Source organism: Pseudomonas panipatensis (assembly GCF_900099785.1).
Lineage (GTDB): Bacteria > Pseudomonadota > Gammaproteobacteria > Pseudomonadales > Pseudomonadaceae > Pseudomonas > Pseudomonas panipatensis.
On record NZ_FNDS01000001.1, the window covers coordinates 318167 to 336880 of the forward strand.

General features: G+C 63.9%; 13 protein-coding genes and 4 tRNA genes. 10 read left to right on the forward strand and 7 right to left on the reverse strand.

The genetic code is table 11. From position 1 onward, the window contains the following. The first annotated feature begins 33 nt into the window (after positions 1-33). The 7 genes from ltaE to BLQ74_RS01580 all read left to right on the forward strand — a co-directional run bounded on the left by ltaE (position 34) and on the right by BLQ74_RS01580 (position 6006). On the forward strand, positions 34-1038 hold the full coding sequence (gene ltaE / locus BLQ74_RS01550; RefSeq protein WP_090260131.1) for a low-specificity L-threonine aldolase: 1005 nt from the start codon (positions 34-36) through the stop codon (positions 1036-1038). A 122-nt stretch (positions 1039-1160) separates the two neighbouring features. Continuing rightward, complete coding sequence (gene alaS, locus BLQ74_RS01555; protein WP_090260133.1) at positions 1161-3782, forward strand: alanine--tRNA ligase; 2622 nt, start codon at positions 1161-1163, stop codon at positions 3780-3782. Between the two features lie 100 nt (positions 3783-3882). Further along, a complete protein-coding gene (locus tag BLQ74_RS01560; protein WP_090260135.1) occupies positions 3883-5118 on the forward strand; it encodes an aspartate kinase in 1236 nt (411 codons plus the stop codon). A gap of 184 nt (positions 5119-5302) precedes the next feature. Beyond that, complete coding sequence (gene csrA / locus BLQ74_RS01565) at positions 5303-5488, forward strand: carbon storage regulator CsrA (protein ID WP_003085981.1); 186 nt, start codon at positions 5303-5305, stop codon at positions 5486-5488. A 60-nt stretch (positions 5489-5548) separates the two neighbouring features. Next, positions 5549-5639 (forward strand) — tRNA-Ser (locus BLQ74_RS01570). A 110-nt stretch (positions 5640-5749) separates the two neighbouring features. Beyond that, positions 5750-5826, forward strand: a tRNA-Arg gene (locus BLQ74_RS01575). A 103-nt stretch (positions 5827-5929) separates the two neighbouring features. Then, a tRNA-Arg gene (locus BLQ74_RS01580) sits at positions 5930-6006 on the forward strand. 54 nt (positions 6007-6060) lie between these two features. Here BLQ74_RS01580 and BLQ74_RS01585 read toward each other — a convergent pair. Then, positions 6061-6600, reverse strand: coding sequence for a hypothetical protein (locus BLQ74_RS01585; protein WP_090260137.1), 540 nt, complete (start codon positions 6598-6600; stop codon positions 6061-6063). Between the two features lie 319 nt (positions 6601-6919). On the opposite strand from BLQ74_RS01585, the gene mgtE reads away from it, so the two are divergent. Then, a complete protein-coding gene (mgtE, locus tag BLQ74_RS01590; protein WP_090260139.1) occupies positions 6920-8362 on the forward strand; it encodes a magnesium transporter in 1443 nt (480 codons plus the stop codon). Between the two features lie 98 nt (positions 8363-8460). Here mgtE and BLQ74_RS01595 read toward each other — a convergent pair whose 3' ends face one another. Then, positions 8461-8793: an Arc family DNA-binding protein gene (locus tag BLQ74_RS01595; RefSeq protein WP_090260141.1), complete on the reverse strand. Its 333-nt coding sequence runs from the start codon at positions 8791-8793 to the stop codon at positions 8461-8463. 429 nt (positions 8794-9222) lie between these two features. On the opposite strand from BLQ74_RS01595, the gene phnN reads away from it, so the two are divergent. After that, positions 9223-9774: a phosphonate metabolism protein/1,5-bisphosphokinase (PRPP-forming) PhnN gene (phnN, locus tag BLQ74_RS01600; RefSeq protein WP_090260143.1), complete on the forward strand. Its 552-nt coding sequence runs from the start codon at positions 9223-9225 to the stop codon at positions 9772-9774. A gap of 144 nt (positions 9775-9918) precedes the next feature. Continuing rightward, positions 9919-9993: transfer RNA gene (locus tag BLQ74_RS01605), tRNA-Arg, on the forward strand. Between the two features lie 55 nt (positions 9994-10048). Here BLQ74_RS01605 and BLQ74_RS01610 read toward each other — a convergent pair. From BLQ74_RS01610 to wecB, 5 genes are read right to left on the reverse strand one after another with little or no spacing between them, the layout of a single operon-like run. Then, positions 10049-11116 (reverse strand): GGDEF domain-containing protein, encoded by a 1068-nt coding sequence (locus tag BLQ74_RS01610; RefSeq protein ID WP_090260145.1) that lies wholly within the window; start codon positions 11114-11116, stop codon positions 10049-10051. A 40-nt stretch (positions 11117-11156) separates the two neighbouring features. Then, on the reverse strand, positions 11157-12029 hold the full coding sequence (locus BLQ74_RS01615; RefSeq protein WP_090260147.1) for a DUF4434 family protein: 873 nt from the start codon (positions 12027-12029) through the stop codon (positions 11157-11159). After that, positions 12029-15187 carry an NfrA family protein gene (locus BLQ74_RS01620; protein ID WP_090260149.1) on the reverse strand — a complete coding sequence of 1053 codons (3159 nt, stop codon included), beginning with the start codon at positions 15185-15187 and terminating at the stop codon, positions 12029-12031. Before BLQ74_RS01620 ends, BLQ74_RS01615 begins: the two co-directional genes overlap by 1 nt. Continuing rightward, on the reverse strand, positions 15184-17358 hold the full coding sequence (gene nfrB / locus BLQ74_RS01625) for a cyclic di-3',5'-guanylate-activated glycosyltransferase NfrB (RefSeq protein ID WP_090260151.1): 2175 nt from the start codon (positions 17356-17358) through the stop codon (positions 15184-15186). The genes BLQ74_RS01620 and nfrB overlap by 4 nt, the downstream gene beginning before the upstream one ends. After that, a complete protein-coding gene (gene wecB / locus BLQ74_RS01630) occupies positions 17358-18506 on the reverse strand; it encodes a non-hydrolyzing UDP-N-acetylglucosamine 2-epimerase (RefSeq protein ID WP_090260154.1) in 1149 nt (382 codons plus the stop codon). Before wecB ends, nfrB begins: the two co-directional genes overlap by 1 nt. Positions 18507-18714 lie beyond the last annotated feature (208 nt).

Consider the following 18714-nt stretch of genomic DNA (forward strand, 5'->3'; position numbering starts at 1 on the left):
GCATCGGGCTTTTCCCGTTTTCAGGAGCCTGCCATGCCCAGCATCGATCTTCGCAGCGATACCGTCACCCTGCCGACCGCGGGGATGCGCGAAGCCATGGCGCGCGCCGAACTGGGTGACGACGTCTATGGCGAAGACCCCACGGTCAACCGCCTGCAAGCAACCCTGGCCGAACGCTTGGGGTTCGCCGCCGGGCTCTTCGTGCCGACCGGCACCATGAGCAATCTGCTCGGCCTGATGGCCCATTGCGGGCGTGGCGACGAGTACATCGTCGGCCAGCAGGCGCACACCTATAAATATGAAGGCGGCGGCGCCGCGGTGCTCGGCTCCATCCAGCCGCAGCCGATCGAGGGCGAGGCCGATGGCTCGCTGGACCTGGGCAAGGTTGAAGCGGCCATCAAGGAGGACGACTTCCACTTCGCCCGCACTCGTCTGCTGGCCCTGGAAAACACCATGCAGGGCAAGGTACTGCCGCTGAGCTATCTGGCCGCCGCCCGCGAACTGACCCGTCGGCGTGGTCTGGGGCTGCACCTGGATGGCGCGCGGCTGTACAACGCGGCAGTCAAGCTGGGCGTCGACGCCAGCGAGATCACCCGTCACTTCGATTCGGTCTCCGTGTGCCTGTCCAAGGGTCTGGGCGCTCCGGTGGGCTCGGTGCTCTGCGGTAGCGCCGAACTGATCGGCAAGGCCCGACGTCTGCGCAAGATGGTCGGCGGCGGCATGCGCCAGGCCGGCGTACTGGCGGCGGCCGGACTCTATGCGCTGGACCAGCAGGTCGAGCGCCTGGCCGAGGACCATGCCAACGCCGCGGCCCTGGGGGAGGGCCTGCGCGAACTGGGCTACCCAGTGGAGCCGGTGCAGACCAACATGGTCTACGTGCAGATCGGCGCGCAGGCCAACGCCTTGCGCGAGAGCCTTGCCGCCCGGGGTATCCGCATCAGCGCCTCGCCGCGCCTGCGCCTGGTCACTCACCTGGACGTCAAAGCGGCGGATATTTCGCACATCCTCGAAGGCTTTGCCGCCTTTCGTCGCAACTGACCCCACTTTAAGTCGCGATAGCGATCAACTATCGCGCAAAGACACTACAACCTTGTAGCGGGGCCGATATAATGCGGCCCTTTGCCGGCGATTCGTGGCCGCATTTTTCCGTGGAAGAATCTATGAAAAGCGCTGAAATCCGTGAAGCCTTCCTCCGCTTCTTCGAAGAGAAGGGGCATACCCGCGTCGCGTCGAGTTCGCTGATTCCGGCGAACGACCCGACCCTGCTGTTCACCAACGCTGGCATGAACCAGTTCAAGGACTGCTTCCTCGGCCTGGAAAAGCGCGCCTACACCCGCGCCACCACCAGCCAGAAGTGCGTCCGCGCCGGCGGCAAGCACAACGACCTGGAAAACGTCGGCTACACCGCGCGCCATCACACCTTCTTCGAAATGCTGGGCAACTTCAGCTTCGGTGACTACTTCAAGCGTGATGCCATCACCTTCGCCTGGGAATTCCTCACCTCGGACAAGTGGCTGAACCTGCCCAAGGAAAAGCTCTGGGTCACCGTCTACGCCAGCGATGACGAGGCCTACGACATCTGGACCAAGGAAGTCGGCGTGCCGGCCGAGCGCATGGTGCGCATCGGTGACAACAAGGGCGCGCCCTACGCTTCCGACAACTTCTGGGCGATGGGCGACACCGGTCCCTGCGGCCCCTGCACCGAAATCTTCTTCGACCACGGCCCGGACATCTGGGGCGGCCCGCCCGGCTCCCCGGAAGAAGACGGCGATCGCTACATCGAGATCTGGAACAACGTGTTCATGCAGTTCAACCGCACCGCGGACGGCGTCATGCACCCGCTGCCGGCGCCGAGCGTGGACACCGGCATGGGCCTGGAGCGCATCAGCGCGGTCCTGCAGCACGTCCACTCGAACTACGAGATCGACCTGTTCCAGAGCCTGCTGAAAGCCTCCGCCGACGCCATCGGCTGCGCCAACGACGACGCGCCTTCGCTGAAAGTCGTGGCCGACCACATCCGCTCCTGCAGCTTCCTGATCGCCGACGGCGTGCTGCCGTCCAACGAAGGCCGCGGCTATGTGCTGCGCCGCATCATCCGTCGCGCCTGCCGCCACGGTAACAAGCTGGGCGCCAAGGGCAGCTTCTTCCACAAGATCGTCGCCGCGCTGGTCGGCGAGATGGGCGAAGCCTTCCCCGAGCTGAAGCAGCAGCAGGCGCACATCGAGCGCGTGCTGAAGACCGAGGAAGAGCAGTTCGCCAAGACCCTGGAGCAGGGCCTGAAGATCCTCGAGCAGGACCTGGCCGAGCTGAAGGGCAGCGTGATTCCCGGCAACCTGGTGTTCAAGCTGTATGACACCTACGGCTTCCCGGTCGACCTGACCAACGACATCGCCCGCGAGCGCAGCCTGACCCTCGACGAGGAAGGCTTCGAGCGCGAAATGGAGGCCCAGCGCGAGCGCGCCCGCTCCGCCAGCGCCTTCGGCATGGACTACAACAGCCTGGTCAAGGTCGATGGCGACACTCGCTTCCTCGGCTACCAGGGCGTCTCCGGCGCCGGCCAGATCGTCGCGCTGTTCAAGGACGGCAAGGCCGTCGACCGTCTCGATGAAGGCGAGGAGGGCGTGGTCGTCCTCGACCAGACTCCGTTCTACGCCGAATCCGGCGGTCAGGTCGGCGACTGCGGCACCCTCGATGGCGCCGGCGTGCGCTTCGACGTGCGCGACACCACCAAGGCCGGTGGCGCCCACTTGCACCACGGTCTGGTCGCCCAGGGCAGCCTGAGCGTCGGCGCCGCGGTCAAGGCCGAGGTCGATGCCTCGGTACGCCAGGCCACCGCACTGAACCACTCGGCCACCCACCTGCTGCACGCCGCGCTGCGCGAAGTGCTCGGCGATCACGTACAGCAGAAGGGCTCGTTGGTCGATAGCCAGCGCCTGCGTTTCGACTTCAGCCACTTCGAGGCGATCAAGCCGGAACAACTGAAGGCCCTGGAAGACATCGTCAACCGCGAGATTCGCAAGAACGTCGAAGTCGAGACCGAAGAAACCGATATCGACACCGCCAAGGCCAAGGGCGCCATGGCGCTGTTCGGCGAGAAGTACGGCGACCAGGTCCGCGTGCTGAGCATGGGCGACTTCTCCGTCGAACTCTGTGGCGGCACCCACGTGTCCCGTACCGGTGACATCGGCCTGTTCAAGATCACCAGCGAAGGCGGCGTGGCTTCCGGCGTGCGCCGTATCGAAGCGGTGACCGGCGCGGCTGCGCTGGCTTACCTGAATGGTGCCGAAGAGCAGCTCAAGGAAGCCGCCGGCCTGGTCAAGGGCAGCCGCGACAACCTGCTGGACAAGCTCGCCGGTCTGATCGAGCGCAACCGTCAGCTGGAGAAGGAACTGGAGCAGCTCAAGGCCAAGGCCGCGAGCGCCGCCGGTGACGACCTGGCCGGTTCCGCCCTCGACGTGGCCGGCGTGAAAGTGCTCGCCGCGCGTCTCGACGGCCTGGACGGCAAGGCGCTGCTGGCGCTGGTCGATCAACTGAAGAACAAGCTCGGCAGCGCGGTGATCCTGCTCGGCGGCGTGTTCGAAGAGAAAGTGGTGCTGGTTGCCGGGGTGACCCAGGACCTCAGTGCCCAGCTCAAGGCCGGCGACCTGATGAAGCAGGCCGCGGCGGCAGTGGGCGGCAAGGGCGGTGGTCGTCCGGACATGGCCCAGGGCGGCGGCACCGATGCCGGCAAGCTGGACGAGGCATTGGCGTTGGCCAAGACCTTCGTCGAACAGGCTCGGTAAACAGCGAAAAGACGGGGCCCGCAGCGCGTCCGGCGGGCCTTGGCAACAGACAGCGATGTCTGTCTAATGGGCGCCCTTCAGGAATCAGGCGGCTTTTGAAATGGCTTTGATCGTACAGAAGTTTGGAGGGACCTCCGTCGGCACCGTCGAGCGTATCGAGCAGGTGGCCGAGAAGGTGAAGAAGTTCCGCGAAGCGGGAGACGACATCGTCGTGGTGGTCTCCGCCATGAGCGGCGAGACCAACCGTCTGATCGGCCTCGCCAAGCAGATCATGGAGCAACCGGTTCCGCGCGAACTGGACGTCATGGTCTCCACCGGCGAGCAGGTCACCATCGCCCTGCTCAGCATGGCCCTGATCAAACGTGGCGTTCCGGCGGTCTCCTACACCGGTAACCAGGTGCGCATCCTGACCGACAGCGCGCACACCAAGGCGCGCATCCTGAGCATCGACGACGCCAACATCCGCGCCGACCTGAAGGCCGGCCGCGTGGTCGTGGTCGCTGGCTTCCAGGGGGTCGACGAGCAGGGCAACATCACCACCCTCGGTCGCGGCGGTTCGGACACCACCGGCGTGGCCCTGGCCGCGGCGCTGAAGGCCGATGAGTGCCAGATCTATACCGACGTCGATGGCGTCTACACCACCGACCCGCGCGTAGTGCCGCAGGCCCGCCGCCTGAACAAGATCACCTTTGAGGAAATGCTGGAAATGGCCAGCCTCGGCTCCAAGGTGCTGCAGATCCGTTCGGTGGAGTTCGCCGGCAAGTACAACGTCCCGCTGCGCGTGCTGCACAGCTTCCAGGAGGGTCCGGGCACCCTCATTACCCTTGATGAAGAGGAATCCATGGAACAGCCGATCATCTCCGGCATCGCCTTCAACCGCGACGAAGCCAAGCTGACCATCCGTGGCGTACCGGATACCCCCGGGGTGGCCTTCAAGATCCTCGGGCCTATCAGTGCCGCGAACATCGAAGTCGACATGATCGTGCAAAATGTTTCGCACGATAACACCACCGACTTCACCTTCACCGTGCACCGCAACGACTACCTGAACGCCCTGGAAATCCTCAAGCAGACCGCCGCCAACATCGGCGCGCGTGAAGCCACCGGCGACACCAACATCGCCAAGGTCTCCATCGTCGGCGTCGGCATGCGCTCTCACGCTGGCGTCGCCAGCCGTATGTTCGAGGCGCTGGCCAAGGAAACCATCAACATCCAGATGATCTCCACCTCGGAAATCAAGGTTTCCGTGGTGATCGAAGAGAAGTATCTGGAGCTGGCGGTGCGTGCCTTGCATACCGCTTTCGAGCTAGATGCCCCGGCCCGGCAGGGCGAGTAAGGGCAAGCATTACAGAAGGCGCGGCTGATCCCGCGCCTTTTGTCGTTTTTGATTGGCTCCTAGGAACTTTCTTTCCGGCAGGACTGGTCAATACTTGGGTGAAGGAGCACGCACTTGATTTTCGTGGCTCTGCCGCCATTTCTTATTTGCAGACTGCTTATCCGAAATACGTAAGGAGAAAGGAATGCTGATTCTGACTCGTCGGGTCGGAGAGACCCTGATGGTTGGTGACGATGTCACCGTGACTGTGCTGGGTGTCAAAGGAAATCAGGTGCGCATTGGTGTGAATGCGCCGAAGGAAGTCGCTGTCCACCGCGAAGAGATCTACCAGCGAATTCAGAAAGAGAAAGACCAAGAACCAAACCATTAATTTTTCTCAAATTTTTCTTTGCAAACGGGGAAAACATGGTTATCATGCGCCCCGTGTTGCGGAGAGGTGGCCGAGTGGCCGAAGGCGCTCCCCTGCTAAGGGAGTACACCTCAAAAGGGTGTCGGGGGTTCGAATCCCCCCCTCTCCGCCATTTGCACGCTCTAGTGTGAATGATGTGTCAGGTAGCTAAGCTACTGAAATGATTGAAAAATCTTGTTGACATGTCAGAAAGTTCAGACTAGAATTTGCGCCCTCATCAGCGCACTCATAGCTCAGCTGGATAGAGTACTCGGCTACGAACCGAGCGGTCGGAGGTTCGAATCCTCCTGAGTGCGCCATTAAACAAAGGCGAAGCGCGAAAGCGAATCGTCAGTAGTGACAAAGGCTTAGGCCGGAAGCGCTACGCCAGTTGGTGAATCTGGATAAACTGCACCAACCAGCGCACTCATAGCTCAGCTGGATAGAGTACTCGGCTACGAACCGAGCGGTCGGAGGTTCGAATCCTCCTGAGTGCGCCATAAACTGAAAAGGGCCTGCAGAAATGCAGGCCCTTTTTCTTTGCGCCGATTTTCTCAACGGCTGCCGCGCTTGGCTTTGCTGGCCTTGCCACGCACGCAGCCGAACTCGTCAAAACTCACGCTGCGACTGCCTTGTCCGGGCTTGGCCTTGTATTGGTAGCGCACTTGGCTGTTGCTCTGGCTGATGCTGTCCGGCTTGCCGAAAGCGCTTTCCACGTCGGCGCGGGTCATGCCGGTCCTGATCCGGCCTTGGATGATGGCGGTGCGACGCTCGCTGTCGCTGAGCAGGTTGCCGCAGCCATCCTGGCGTTCACCCACAACGGTCAGCGCTGCTGCTGTGTCTTGCCGCGCTCTTGATCGCTGATCGTTTCGGGGCGGCTGGGAGGGGCGGGCAAGTGGAATCGGCTTGCCGCTGCCTGGCGTTGGATTATGCACCTCCTGCTGGTTCTGTATGTGCTCTGGAGGGCAGCCGTACTGGCTGAAGGTCAGGTGACCATTTGCCGCCTCGCAGCGAAACAGCAGTGCCGCATCGATTTCAGGGGTGAGGCCGATGATCAGTGTCAGGAGCAATTTCCGGTTGAGTGCATGATGCATGTCCTGTCCTCCGTGACGGGCTGGGAACAGCTTATCGGCGGCTGATCAGCGAAGCGTCCGGGTGTCCTGCGGGAACTTTCCGGCGTCTAGGCAATGAATGAGCTGACTTTGAACTTTGTCCCGCAAGCAATTGTTCTAGCCGCGATTTTGTAACGCGGAAGGTCTCTCGGAGTGTTATCATTTCGCGTATCTGCCCGATACGGGCGCATGGGCATAACACCATGGACTTACCCAGTAGTTACTCAGAACCTCGATTGCGTAATCACGACTTGACGTATTGATCCCCGGGCGCGTTCCGCCACTGGGGGTGGAGCGTGCTATGACCGAAGTAGAAACCAAAAAGCCGCAGGAAAGCCTGCAGGACCGCCTCAATCAGGTGGTCGAGCTGCTGCACAAGCACAAGCTGGTAGAAGACCTGGCGCACCGCCAGGAAGGCCAGCACCAGGATATCGTTGAGAACCTGGTACACCGGCAGAATCTCGCCGAGCTCCAGCGCAAGCTGGACGAGCTGCACCCCGCCGACATCGCCCACATACTCGAATCCCTTCCGCTGGATGACCGCCTGACGGTCTGGCAGTTGGTCAAGGCCGAGCGTGATGGCGACATCCTCCTCGAAGTTTCCGACGCTGTCCGGGAAACCCTGATCGCCGACATGGACGATCATGAGATTCTCGCCGCCGCCAAGGAAATGGACGCCGACGAACTCGCTGACCTGGCACCTGAGCTGCCGCGCGATGTGGTTCACGAGTTGATGGAAAGCCTCGATGCGCAGCAGCGCGAGCGAGTGCGTTCGGCGTTGTCCTATGAAGAGGACGAGGTCGGTGCGCTGATGGACTTCGAGATGGTCACCATCCGCGATGATGTCAGCCTGGAAGTTGTACTGCGTTACCTGCGTCGCCTGAAAGAGTTGCCGGGGCATACCGACAAGCTGTTCGTTGTCGACTACGACGGTATTCTCAAGGGGGTGCTGCCAATCAAGCGCCTGCTGGTCAATGATCCGGACAAGGAAGTGGCCGATGTCATGGCCAGCGATCCGGTGACCTTCCAGCCCGATCAGGATGGCTATGAGGCCGCACAGGCCTTCGAGCGCTACGATCTGATTTCCGCTCCGGTGGTGGATAAGAACGGCAAGCTGATTGGCCGCCTGACCATCGACGAGATGGTCGACCTCATTCGTGAGGAAAGCGAGAGCGAAGTGCTCAACATGGCTGGTTTGCGCGAGGAGGAGGACATCTTCGCGTCGGTCTGGAAATCGGTTCGCAACCGTTGGGCGTGGCTGGCTACCAACCTGGTCACCGCCTTTATCGCCTCGCGGGTGATCGGTCTGTTCGAAGGTTCCATCGAAAAGCTGGTAGCGCTGGCTGCGTTGATGCCCATCGTTGCCGGTATTGGCGGTAACTCCGGCAACCAGACCATCACCATGATTGTTCGAGCCATGGCGCTGGATCAGGTGCAAACCAGCAATGCGACGCGACTGCTGCGCAAGGAACTGGGTGTGGCGCTGGTCAACGGCCTGGTCTGGGGCGGGGTGATTGGTGTCATGGCCTTCTATTTGTACGGCAATTGGGAGCTTGGCGTGGTGATGACCGCGGCCATGACACTCAACTTGCTGTTATCTGCATTTGCCGGGGTGATGATCCCGATGACGCTGCAGCGACTGGGGCGTGATCCGGCCATGGGATCCAGTGTGATGATTACCGCCATGACCGACAGCGGTGGCTTCTTCATCTTCCTGGGTTTGGCGACGCTGTTCTTGATGTAAGGACAGGTTGCAGTGAGAAAACCGCCTTCGGGCGGTTTCTTGTTTTCTGCGCATGAAAAAGCCGGCGAAGGGCCGGCTTTTTCATGCGCTGCATCATTTCAGGCGTCGTTCTGCGCCATTTCCGCGTCGTGGGCGATCAGCGCGATCAGGGCGTTCTGCTGACGGTGGGTCAGCTGACGGAAGCGCTGCAGCAGTTCCCGTTCATGCAGGCTGAGTTCGGGACTGTCCATGCGCAGGCTGAGATTGTCCTGCAGCCCACCTTCTTGCAGCAGACTCTGCTCCAGGCGAGCGATGATCTCCGAGTTCATGCTGCGGTGTTGGCTGCGCGCGACTTCAGCGATGCGCTCTCGCATGCCTTCAGGAAGACGTACGACGAATTTGTCCGCAGTGCGGCTGGAGTACGAGGGGGTTGCCTGTTTCAATGGGCGCATACATTAAAACCTGTAAGTCAGGGAAAACGTTGCCAGGGTCTGGGTTCAGCAGCCTTCGACAGCGAAATCCGTTGGCCGTTCAGCGCAGAATCAGAGTTCTGGAAAATAACCAAAAACTTGACGTCAAATCTGCGGCGTAGTCTGTGTTGAATGAAGGCTAAATGCCAGCACCAATCGTCTGAAATGCGAGGGCTTAGACATAACTCTCTTTCGATTGGTTCGTAGCGCCTCAGGACACTCTCTTTCAGATTAGTCCAAGTCATGGGACTAAGCTGCCATTACGCCAGCATCTGACACTGATCGGGGAAGTCTCGTTCAGGGCGAGGATGATGACACAGCGCGGGAGCTTGTGCTGCGCTCGCATGGGGGCTCGCGGCCTGGGTATGATACGCCACGCCCGGCGAGTCTGGAGCCTGGGATTGAGAGAGCATGGCAGGCAAACTGATTTATCTGATGGGCCCTTCCGGCTCGGGAAAGGACAGTCTGTTACAGGCGGCCGCCGCGCCGCTGGCGGCGCGTGGTTGCCGGATTGTGCGACGGGTCATCACGCGCTCGGCCGAAGCGCTGGGCGAGGATGCCGAAGCGGTTTCCCGGGAGGTGTTCGACGCGCTCGAGCGTAGCGGCGCCTTTGCCATGAGCTGGCGCGCCAACGGTCTGTGCTACGGCATCCCCCGGCACATCGATGATTGGTTGGCCGAGGGGCACGCGGTACTGCTCAATGGGTCGCGTGCTTACCTGGCGGAGGCGCGGCGGCGTTACCCGGGGCTGCTCGCGGTGCTGTTGCAGGTGGCGCCGGATGCACTGCGTAAACGCTTGACCGCGCGTGGCCGCGAGAATCCAACGGAAATCGAGGCGCGCCTGGCGCGTAACGCCACCTTCGCCGAAGGCCTGCAGGGGCCACTGAGGATTCTCGACAATTCCGCCGCGCTGACGGACAGCGTGCAGCATTTGCTCAAGCTGTTGGACGACGCCGGCCACTAGGGGCTAGCACTGAGCGAGCGCCAATCGCGGACGGTTTCCGCACTTCGGTGAAATATCGTTTCTCTCCCGGCAGTGGCATGACAAATCCGTCGACGCTGGTTAACATGCCGACCCGGTCCCGGCTGGCGCCGTGGGCCGACGCGCGTCCCCATAGTTCAATGGATAGAATAAGCCCCTCCTAAGGGCTAGATACTGGTTCGAATCCAGTTGGGGACGCCATCTTCTCTCGCCCATCCCTCTCCTCATTCTCCTCGCGCTCAGCCGTTGCCCATGCCTAGGCGGCGTAGGTGTACCTGTTCTTGCCGTTGCGCTTGGATACGTAGAGCGCCTTGTCGGCCTTGATCAACGCTTGGCTGAGACCATCGCCAGGGGCGATCTGCGCCAGGCCGATGCTGATCGTCACCGGATGATCCGAGGGCGCCTCGCGAACCTGTCGGCAGAGTGCCTCGACCCGCCCCTCGGCTTCCTGCCGCGAAAGCCCCTGCAGATAGATGCCGAATTCCTCACCACCCAGGCGCGCGTACTGTTGATCGGCCATGACTTGGCGGATCTGCGTGGCGACGTGCTTGAGCACTTCGTCGCCAATATCGTGGCCGAAGCGGTCGTTGACCTTCTTGAAGTCATCGATGTCGATCATCGCTAGGAAGCACGGCGGTTCGCCGGCCGTTCGCATGAGCTGCTCGACGCGGCTGATGAAGGCACGGCGATTGGGGATTTCGGTCAGCGCGTCCATATAGGCCTGCCCCAGCAGCAGGTGCGCCATGGCGAAGTTGTGCAGTTTGGCGCGGCTGTGGTGCAGGTAGGCGTACAGCGTGAGGCCGACGATGAACAGCCAGTAGCCGAGGATCAGCGTGGTGTGCAAAGCGCCGTCCGCTGTACTGGGGATTGGAAACAGCAGGCTGCAGACCAGCGCTGTCACAGCGAACATGGCCGGTCTGTTCAGCGGCATCACGGTCGCGCCGTAGAGCATGGTGGAGCCGGCCAGCGTCAGCCAGGCCGGCTGCAGGGCCTGGGGGATGCCGGCGATGACCAGACGCAGGCCGATGCAGTAGCAGGCCACGAACAGCAGGTTGAGCAGGTAGAAGTGGCGGGCCTCGGCAATGAACTGCAGGGCGCCGAGCAGGGCGTACAGCAGGACCAGGAACAGCACCGAGGCGATGCTGAAGCCTTGGTTGCCTTCGAAGCTGACGATCAGGTCGAAGAGGAACCAGATGCCGATGCTGGCCGCATAGGTGAGCAGGCAGAACGAGTGCAGGCGTTCGTAATCGTGCTGCAGGAATTCACGGTGCAGTGCGGCTGTCACTGGCCGTTGCAGGATCTCGCGCTCGATGCTCTTGAACATGGGGGTGGGGACCCTGTTCCGGGTTGCGACCGAAGAAGCGTCAATCGAGTTTTTCCGCCTTGCCCTGTGGCGTACTCAGCAGTGCCTTGGCCCAGGGACGGTAACGCAGTTCGAACACCGCTCGTTCATGGCAGTCCGCGCTGGCGCTCGGCAGAGGCGCCGGCTCGGCCCGGAACGCCTGGTCCTGGCTGTTGGTCTGGCGGAAGGCTTCGTGGACGATGCCGACGCGGCACGGCAGGGCGCTGGCGTAGGCCTGACGTACCCTGGCCGGCAGGCTGCCGGTGCCGGCGCCGTCCTGCCACCAGACGTGCACGCCGAGGCCGGCGATCTGTTGCAGCCAGCCGGCGTACGCATCCGGCGCCAGACGCCCGGTGCTGAAGGCACTGAGCTGCAGGGGCGCATCGAGTTGGCGGGCGAAGTCCTGCAGTTGGCGTTGCAGGGTTTGCCGGCGGGCCGGGTCGAGGAAGTGCAGATCGTCCAGCTCCATGGGCAGGTACCAGGCGCTCGATGGCAACTGCCAATCGCGGCGCAGGATGCGCTGCTGGGTCAGCGAGCGGCCCAGTTGGTATTGCCAGTAGCTTTCCAGGCCGGGGCCATCCAGTTCGTTCAGGCGCTGGTAGTAGGCCGGGTCCATGTACAACCCCATGACGATCTGCAGACCGCTGTCGTGCGCCTGGCGCAGGGCGCTGGCGAGCCAGCCGCCGGGGCCGCCGAACTGCTCGTTGCCGTAGGCGCTCCATTGCACGATGAGGGTGCGCACGCCCTGCGCCGCGCTGGCCTGCCAGAGTTGCCGCCACTGCGCCTGGCTCAGCGCGCCATCGGCGTTCAGCGGTTGGTAGAACAGTCGCTCTTCGGCGTGCAGCGAGAGGCTGAAGCCGGTGAGCAGACAGAGAATCAGCAGCAGGCGGCGCATCAGAAGTTCACCTCCATTCCCAGCAACCAGCCATTGGCCTGTTCGTACAGGTTGCCGGCCATGCCGAACTGGTACTCGGTGCGCACCCTGATGTTGGCGCGATAGGCGTTGTAGCGGTCGTCGCCGTACCAGAGTTGCCAGCGCAGGCCGACGCCGCTGCGCAGATCCTGGCGCCACAGGTTGTTCGGGTCCTGTGCGGAGAATTCGCCGAAGGCATAGGGCATCAGGGTCTGCGGCGAACGCGTGGGCAGTTTCCAGACGTGTCCCTGCTGGTAACGGGACGTCCACTGGTGGTCGCCGGCGTGAGTCCACCAGGCGGCATCCAGGTAGAGGAAGCGTTCGTTCCATTGGCTTTCGTCGACGCGCCAATCGTTGCGGTATTCGCCCTGGTCGAAGAACGAGGCGGTGGCGCGCAGGAGGAAGTCGTTGGCGGTGTGTCCGTCGTTTCGGTGGTCGCGTGCCGCCTGGTTGACCTGGCTCGGGGACAGCAGGTCGAGCAGGTGCAGGCCGGAGAAGTCGTTCTCGTCGAGGCTGTTCTGCCGGTACAGCTCGCCGTAGAGGTTGAGGTTGGCCGCACCGAAGGGCTTGTAGCGCAGGCCGACGCCGGTGGCGAAGAAGCGTCCATAACGATCGCGGCCTTCGTTGCCCATCAGCGCGCGGCCATAGAGCGACAGGCTGCTGCCGTTGCGCGTTGGCTCATCGCCCAGGGCGTGGTCCCAGATGGCCATCTGCACGTTCTGCGAAGCGGCGCGCCGGTGCTGCCCGCTGCTGCCATCGTCGCGGATGAAGTCGTTGGTCGAGGTGCCGGCCGGTGACCAGGTACTGGCCAGGGTCAGGTTGTCGCGCTGCGATAGCACCTGGTGGGCGCGGCGTTGGCGGAAACGCCGGGCTTCCAGGCTGCCGTACTCATCGTCACCCGCCACGGGGGCTTGCTCCAGGTCGATCACTCGGCGCAGTTCCTCACGCGCCTTGGCGCTGTCTTCGATTTCGTCGTAGCGCCAGGCCAGGGTTTCGCCCAGGCGGTAGTCCTCCGGGTAATCCCGGCTCGCGCGCTGCAGGTAGGGAATCGCTTGGCGGCGCTGCGCCGGGCTGTCCGCCCCGGCCAGGCGCATGCCGTAGTCGGCGCGATAGCGCGGATTGTCTGGCTCGCGGCGTAGCGCTTCGGCCAGCCAGGCGCTGCTCTGTGCGCTGTCTCCGGCGCTCTGCGCGGTGCCCGCGGCGGCATAGAAGTGTTGCGCGCCCGGGTCGTGTCGCAGCGCTTCGCGTTGCCGGCGCAGGGCTTCGGTGAAGTCCTGGCGCGCGGCGGCGATGCTGGCGCCGAGTTGCCAGTCATCGGCGGACTGGCGTTCGGCGGACTGCCAGAAATGCTCGGCACCTGGATTGTCGCCGGCCGCCAGGGCATCGCGTGCCGCGGTCAGGCGGGCCGGACGGTCCAACTGCTGGTCCGGCACGCTGCGCCAGATGCGTAGCGCCCCGTCGGGGTCGCCGGCGGCGTCCAGGGCATAAGCCAGGGGCAGGGCGCTGGCCTGGTCGCCCTTGGCCAGCGCCGCCTGGTAGTAGACCACCGCGCTGCCGGGGTGGCTGGGCATGGCGCAGCGTCCCAGGGCGCGCAGTTCGCCGGCGCTGTCAGGCCCATCGCCGACCTGTCGCTGGACGATGTCGCAATGCCCGGACTCGGCGAGGCGGGCCAGCAGTTGGCCACGGCTGTTCGCGTCCGCGCGGGCCAGCAGGCGTTGCAGGCGCGCGACCTCCAGTGGCGCGCCTTCGCGGGTATAGAGATCGGCCAGGCGTTGCAGAAGGGGGGCGGGAAGCGTGCCCGGGTGGCGGTCGAAGGCCTGTTCCAGCAGTTCGCGGGCGTGGGCTTCGCGGCCACTCTCCAGGGCCAGGTAGCTGGCCTGGTCCAAAGCTCGCAGATCGCCGGTCTGGCGATAGAAGCGTTCCCAGAGGTCGGCGGCCTCGGCTTTGCGCCCGCTGGCCTGGAGCAGTTCGGCGCGCTTGCGCAGCACGGCCGGTGTTTGCGCCTGGCTGGCGAGCCAGGCCTGGGCCTGGGCGCTCTTGCCTTCGGCCAGCCAGGCTTCGACCAGGCGCTCGCGGCGGGCGCTGTCCCAGGGTTCGGCCAGGCGCGTGCTGCTCAGCAGGTCGCTGGCCTGCAGGCGCTGGGCCAGGACCAGCCAGGCCTGGGGATTTTCCTCGGGGCGGCATTGACGCAGTTGCTGCACGGCGGCCTGGTGATCGCGGCTGGACAGCCAGTCGACGGTTTCCAGGCAGGGTCGTTGCAGTTCGTTGCTCAGGCGTTGCGTCAGGACGCTGTCGTCGCTCTGCCTGGCCAGCTCCCATAGCCGCTGGCGCTGCGCCGGCTCGGCCTGGTCGGCGGCCGGCAATGACTGTAGCCAGCGCAGGGCCATGTGCTGGTCGCCGCTGGCGATGGCGCGTTCGGCCAGGGCCAGGCGGGCCTGGCGCGCCGCGGCGGGGCTGGGTGCCTGCCCGAGCAGGGCTTGCAGTGGGGCTTCGTCAAGGCGTTGGGCATAGGCGTTGGCCAGTCGTTGCCAGTCTTCGGCGGAAAGCTGCCGGCTGGCCGCCAACGGCGCGAGCTGGTCGATGGTGCTGTCCCAGTCACGCAATTGCTCGGCCCAGTTGGCGCGCGCTTCGCGCAATACGCGGTCGTCGCCGTCGGGCGGCAGTTGGCTGAGCCATTGCAGCGCGCCGGCCGGGCCAGCGGTCTTGGCCAGCCTCAGGCTGTAGGCCTGCCAGAGGCGCACGCGCTGGTTGGCGTCGCTGTGGGCCATCCAGTCTTCCACCTGCCGAGGGGCCGGCGGGTCCTGCTCGATCCAGTCCAGGCGCAGCTCCAGCAGGGCGCGCCGCTGTTCAACGCTGTCGTCCTGGGCGCGGGCCTCGCGCTCGGCATCGGCATAGTGGCGCTGCTTGGCCAGGGCCTGCACCAGCAGGGTACGGGCTTCCTGGTTGTGCGGAACGCTGATCAGCAAATGACGCATCAGTCGTTCGACTTCCGCCCAGTTGTCCTGGCGCGCCTCGCGATAGGCGCGGTCCAGGTACGGGTAGCTGCGGAATGTTTCGAAATCGCTGAGCGGCTGCGCAGCCAGCGGTAAGCCCATGGCCAGCAGCAGGGCGCCGCACAGGGCGCTGCGTTGCAGGTTCATTCGGCCTCCTTGGCGAGCAGGTAGGACTCGTGCTGTTCGGCGGCTTGCTGGCGCAGCGCATCGTCGAGCACTGTCTGGTCGATCATGCCGCGCTCCAACAGGTGTTGGCCGAGGGATTGCCGTTCCGGGTCGAAGTCGATCAGCGCCTGGTTGAACAGCGCCGAGGGAAGGATGCCGCGTACCTGTAATAGATCGCCGAAGAGCACCTGGCGGATGCAGATGCGCTCCAGCAGGGCGTCGTCGTCCTGCCGGCGCTCCAGTATCTCCAGCACCGTGCGGGTTTCCTCGTTCAGGCGCTTGCCGCCGTACCAGTAGCGCAGGCCCAGGGTGACCCGCCCCTGCGGCGCCAGGCGATAGCGCACCGGGCGCTCGAGCTGCCGGCTGATGGCGCCGAGGGACACCTGGCTGACCTGGCGCTCGCTGGCCAGGATCAGGGTCTGGCCGTCCTCGTCCACCGGCAGCACCGCATAGCGCAGCGCCAGGTGTCGCGGGAAGGCCTGAATCCGGGCTTTGTCGAGCTTGAATGGATTGAGCGGTGCCCAGGGCTCGTCGAGCTGCTCGGCGAGGGCCTGGAGCAGTTGCGTGCTATCGATGTGCCCGCGCAGCAGCAGCTCGCGGCCGAGGCGCCGGCGCACCGGGTTGGTCGCCGCGGCTTCCAGTTGCGCCTCGCTGATCAGCCCCTGGGCGACCAGTTGCTGGCCCAGCGCGGTGCGTTGCGGGCTGGCCAGGGCAGGGAATTCGTGGGTGGTCTTGTCCCAGGCGACGCGCCGCGAGTCGCCCATTTCCAGGACTTGGCGCAGGGCGCGCAGGTTGGCGAAGAAGTTGACGAAGTTGCTCCACATCATCCGCGGCGCCGACAGCAGCCCTTCGCCGATGCCGTAGTAGCGGGTGACGAACCAGCCGCGCTGGAACAGCCGGTTGAGCAGCATCAGGCCATTGAGCCAGAGCAGTGTGCTGAGCAGCTTGCTGTTGCCGAGCAGCGACGGAAAGTGCCAGGCATCGGGCGCCAGCACGCTGATCAGCCACATGCCGATCAGTACCAGGAACAGCAGGTTGACCAGGAAACTCAGCAGGTAGGCGATCATTCCCCGGCGGTCGCGCCAGAGGAAGTAATTGAGCATCGCCTTGCTGCTCCAGCCGAGGTTGCGCGTGCCCTGGAAGACGATCCCGGTGATCCAGCGCGACTTCTGCCGGATCGCATGCTGCAGGTCGCGCGGGAAGTGCTCGCGCACGCAGATGACCTGGGCGAAGCGGCGGTTCATGCCGAGTTTGCGGCGGCGCACCAGGGCCAGCTTGGGATCGTCCACCGAGTAGCGCGCGAAGATGCATTTCATGCCCTTGCGCTTGAGGCGGAAGCCGATGTCGTAGTCCTCGGTCAGGCTCTGCACGTCGAAGGCGATGCCGTCGCCGTCTTCCAGCAGCGAGGCGATGGCCTTGCGGCTGAAGCAGGTGCCGACCCCGGCGCTGGGCACCTGGCCGGTCAGCGCTTCGCGGACGATGACGTCCTTGCCGTGGTTCTCGGCGAATTCGTCGACGTAGTGCCCGGCGGTGAAGCCCTTCCACGCCGGGGCGAAGGGGTAGACCGGGATCTGGATCATGTCCTTGTTCGGCAGCAGGTAGTTGAACAGGCGCAGTTCCATGGGCGAGATGACGTCTTCGGCGTCATGCAGGATGAAGCCGGCGAACTGCACCCGGGCATCGGCCTCGAAGCGCAGGATGGCGTCGATGATGTTGTTCAGGCAGTCGGCCTTGCTGGTCGGCCCGGGGCGCGCGCAGACCACTTTGTGCACATTGGGGAAGTGCCGGCAGACCGCATCGACGTCGGCCTGGGTCTGTGGATCGTTGGGGTAGGTGCCGACGAAGATCTGGTAGTTCTCGTAATCCAGGGTGGACGCGGCCAGGCGTGCCATTTCGCCGACCACGCCGACTTCGTTCCAGGCCGGCACCATGATCGCCAGAGGCTTCTCCGCCGCTTCGAACAGGCGCTCTTCGTCGGCCCGTTCGAAGCGGCTGTAGATGCTCAATCGGCGAATCAGCCGGCGGCTCCAGTAGACCAGGTCGATGAACAGGTCATCGAGGCCGAGCAGGAACATCAGGATGGCCAGAACGATCGCCAGGATCTTCAGGCCGAACAGGACGTACGCAAGGGCGTCGACCAGCAGCAGACTCATCAGGCATCTCTCGCTTTCCGCTCATCCAACCAGGCCAGCAGGCGGGCGCTGATGCGTTCGCTGGCATGTCCGTCGCCATAGGGACTGAAGACTTTGCTCATCTGTCGGTAGGTCTCGGCGTCGTCGAGCAGCGTGCTGGTCTCGGCGATGATGCGCTGCGGCCGGGTCCCGACCAGCAGCACGGTGCCGCCTTCGAGCACCGAGGGGCGCTCGGTGACCTTGCGCAGCACCAGCAGGGGTTTGCCCAGGGCCGGCGCTTCTTCCTGGATACCGCCGGAGTCGGTGAGGATCAGGTAGGCGCGGTCCATCAGCCAGACGAAGTGCTGGTAGTCCAGGGGCGCGATCAGGTGAATGTTCGGCTTGTCCGAGAGCAGCCCGTAGACCGCCTTCTGCACTTGCGGGTTGAGGTGCACCGGGTAGACGAACTGCACGTCCGGGTAACGCTGCGCCAGTTCCGCCAGGGCCTCGCAGATATGCTGGAAACCCAGGCCGAAGTTTTCCCGGCGGTGACCGGTGATCAGCACCAGCCGCCGGTTCGGGTCGAGGTTGGCGAGGGGCGAGTCGGGCGCCGGCTGCCAGCCGGTTTGCTGCAGGTGGTCGCGCATCCACAGCAGGGCGTCGATGACGGTGTTGCCGGTGACTTCGATCTGGTCGATCGAGACCCCTTCGCGCAGCAGGTTGTCGCGGGCCTTCTTGGTCGGCGGGAAGTGCAGCTCGGCGAGCACCGCGGTGAGCCGTCGGTTGGCCTCTTCCGGCCACGGCTGCTGGAGGTTGCCGGTCCGCAGACCGGCCTCGACGTGGCCGACGGGAATCTTGCGATGGAAAGCGGCGAGGGCCGCGATGAAGCTGGTCGTGGTATCGCCGTGCACCAGCACCAGGTCCGGCTGCAAACGCGCATAGGCGTCGTCGAGCTTGCCCAGCAGTTGCTGCGACAGACCGTTGAGGGTCTGGTTCTCGGTCATGGCGTCGAGGTCCTCATCGACCTCCAACTCGAAGGACTTCAGAACTTGCTGTAGCATCTCGCGATGTTGACCGGTCGAGCAGATATGCAGTTCGAGTGCCGGCAGGGTCTTCAGAACGCGCGCAAGAGGAGCCATCTTGATGGCTTCGGGGCGCGTGCCGAAGACCATCATCACCGTGTAAGACATGTCGACTCCTTCGATCTGGCCACGATGTGAATGTCAGACCGCGATGTAAGAACCGGTCTGCTGCGTATGAAAGTCGTCGCGCTGGGGACTGTCCAGCCGGATTTGACGCTTCGCTGATTCAAGTCAGCCATATTGACCGTTTTGCACGGCTTCGGTCGAACGATAACGTCTTGAATTCAAAGGTTTGACGCCAGACCTGCGGCGCCCG

Coding starts and splice junctions, on each gene's coding strand:
- ltaE (WP_090260131.1), top strand. CDS start 34: ATGCCCAGCATCGATCTTCGCAGCGATACCGTCACCCTGCCGACCGCG.
- alaS (WP_090260133.1), top strand. CDS start 1,161: ATGAAAAGCGCTGAAATCCGTGAAGCCTTCCTCCGCTTCTTCGAAGAG.
- BLQ74_RS01560 (WP_090260135.1), top strand. CDS start 3,883: ATGGCTTTGATCGTACAGAAGTTTGGAGGGACCTCCGTCGGCACCGTC.
- csrA (WP_003085981.1), top strand. CDS start 5,303: ATGCTGATTCTGACTCGTCGGGTCGGAGAGACCCTGATGGTTGGTGAC.
- BLQ74_RS01585 (WP_090260137.1), bottom strand. CDS start 6,600: ATGCATCATGCACTCAACCGGAAATTGCTCCTGACACTGATCATCGGC.
- mgtE (WP_090260139.1), top strand. CDS start 6,920: ATGACCGAAGTAGAAACCAAAAAGCCGCAGGAAAGCCTGCAGGACCGC.
- BLQ74_RS01595 (WP_090260141.1), bottom strand. CDS start 8,793: ATGCGCCCATTGAAACAGGCAACCCCCTCGTACTCCAGCCGCACTGCG.
- phnN (WP_090260143.1), top strand. CDS start 9,223: ATGGCAGGCAAACTGATTTATCTGATGGGCCCTTCCGGCTCGGGAAAG.
- BLQ74_RS01610 (WP_090260145.1), bottom strand. CDS start 11,116: ATGTTCAAGAGCATCGAGCGCGAGATCCTGCAACGGCCAGTGACAGCC.
- BLQ74_RS01615 (WP_090260147.1), bottom strand. CDS start 12,029: ATGCGCCGCCTGCTGCTGATTCTCTGTCTGCTCACCGGCTTCAGCCTC.
- BLQ74_RS01620 (WP_090260149.1), bottom strand. CDS start 15,187: ATGAACCTGCAACGCAGCGCCCTGTGCGGCGCCCTGCTGCTGGCCATG.
- nfrB (WP_090260151.1), bottom strand. CDS start 17,358: ATGAGTCTGCTGCTGGTCGACGCCCTTGCGTACGTCCTGTTCGGCCTG.
- wecB (WP_090260154.1), bottom strand. CDS start 18,506: ATGTCTTACACGGTGATGATGGTCTTCGGCACGCGCCCCGAAGCCATC.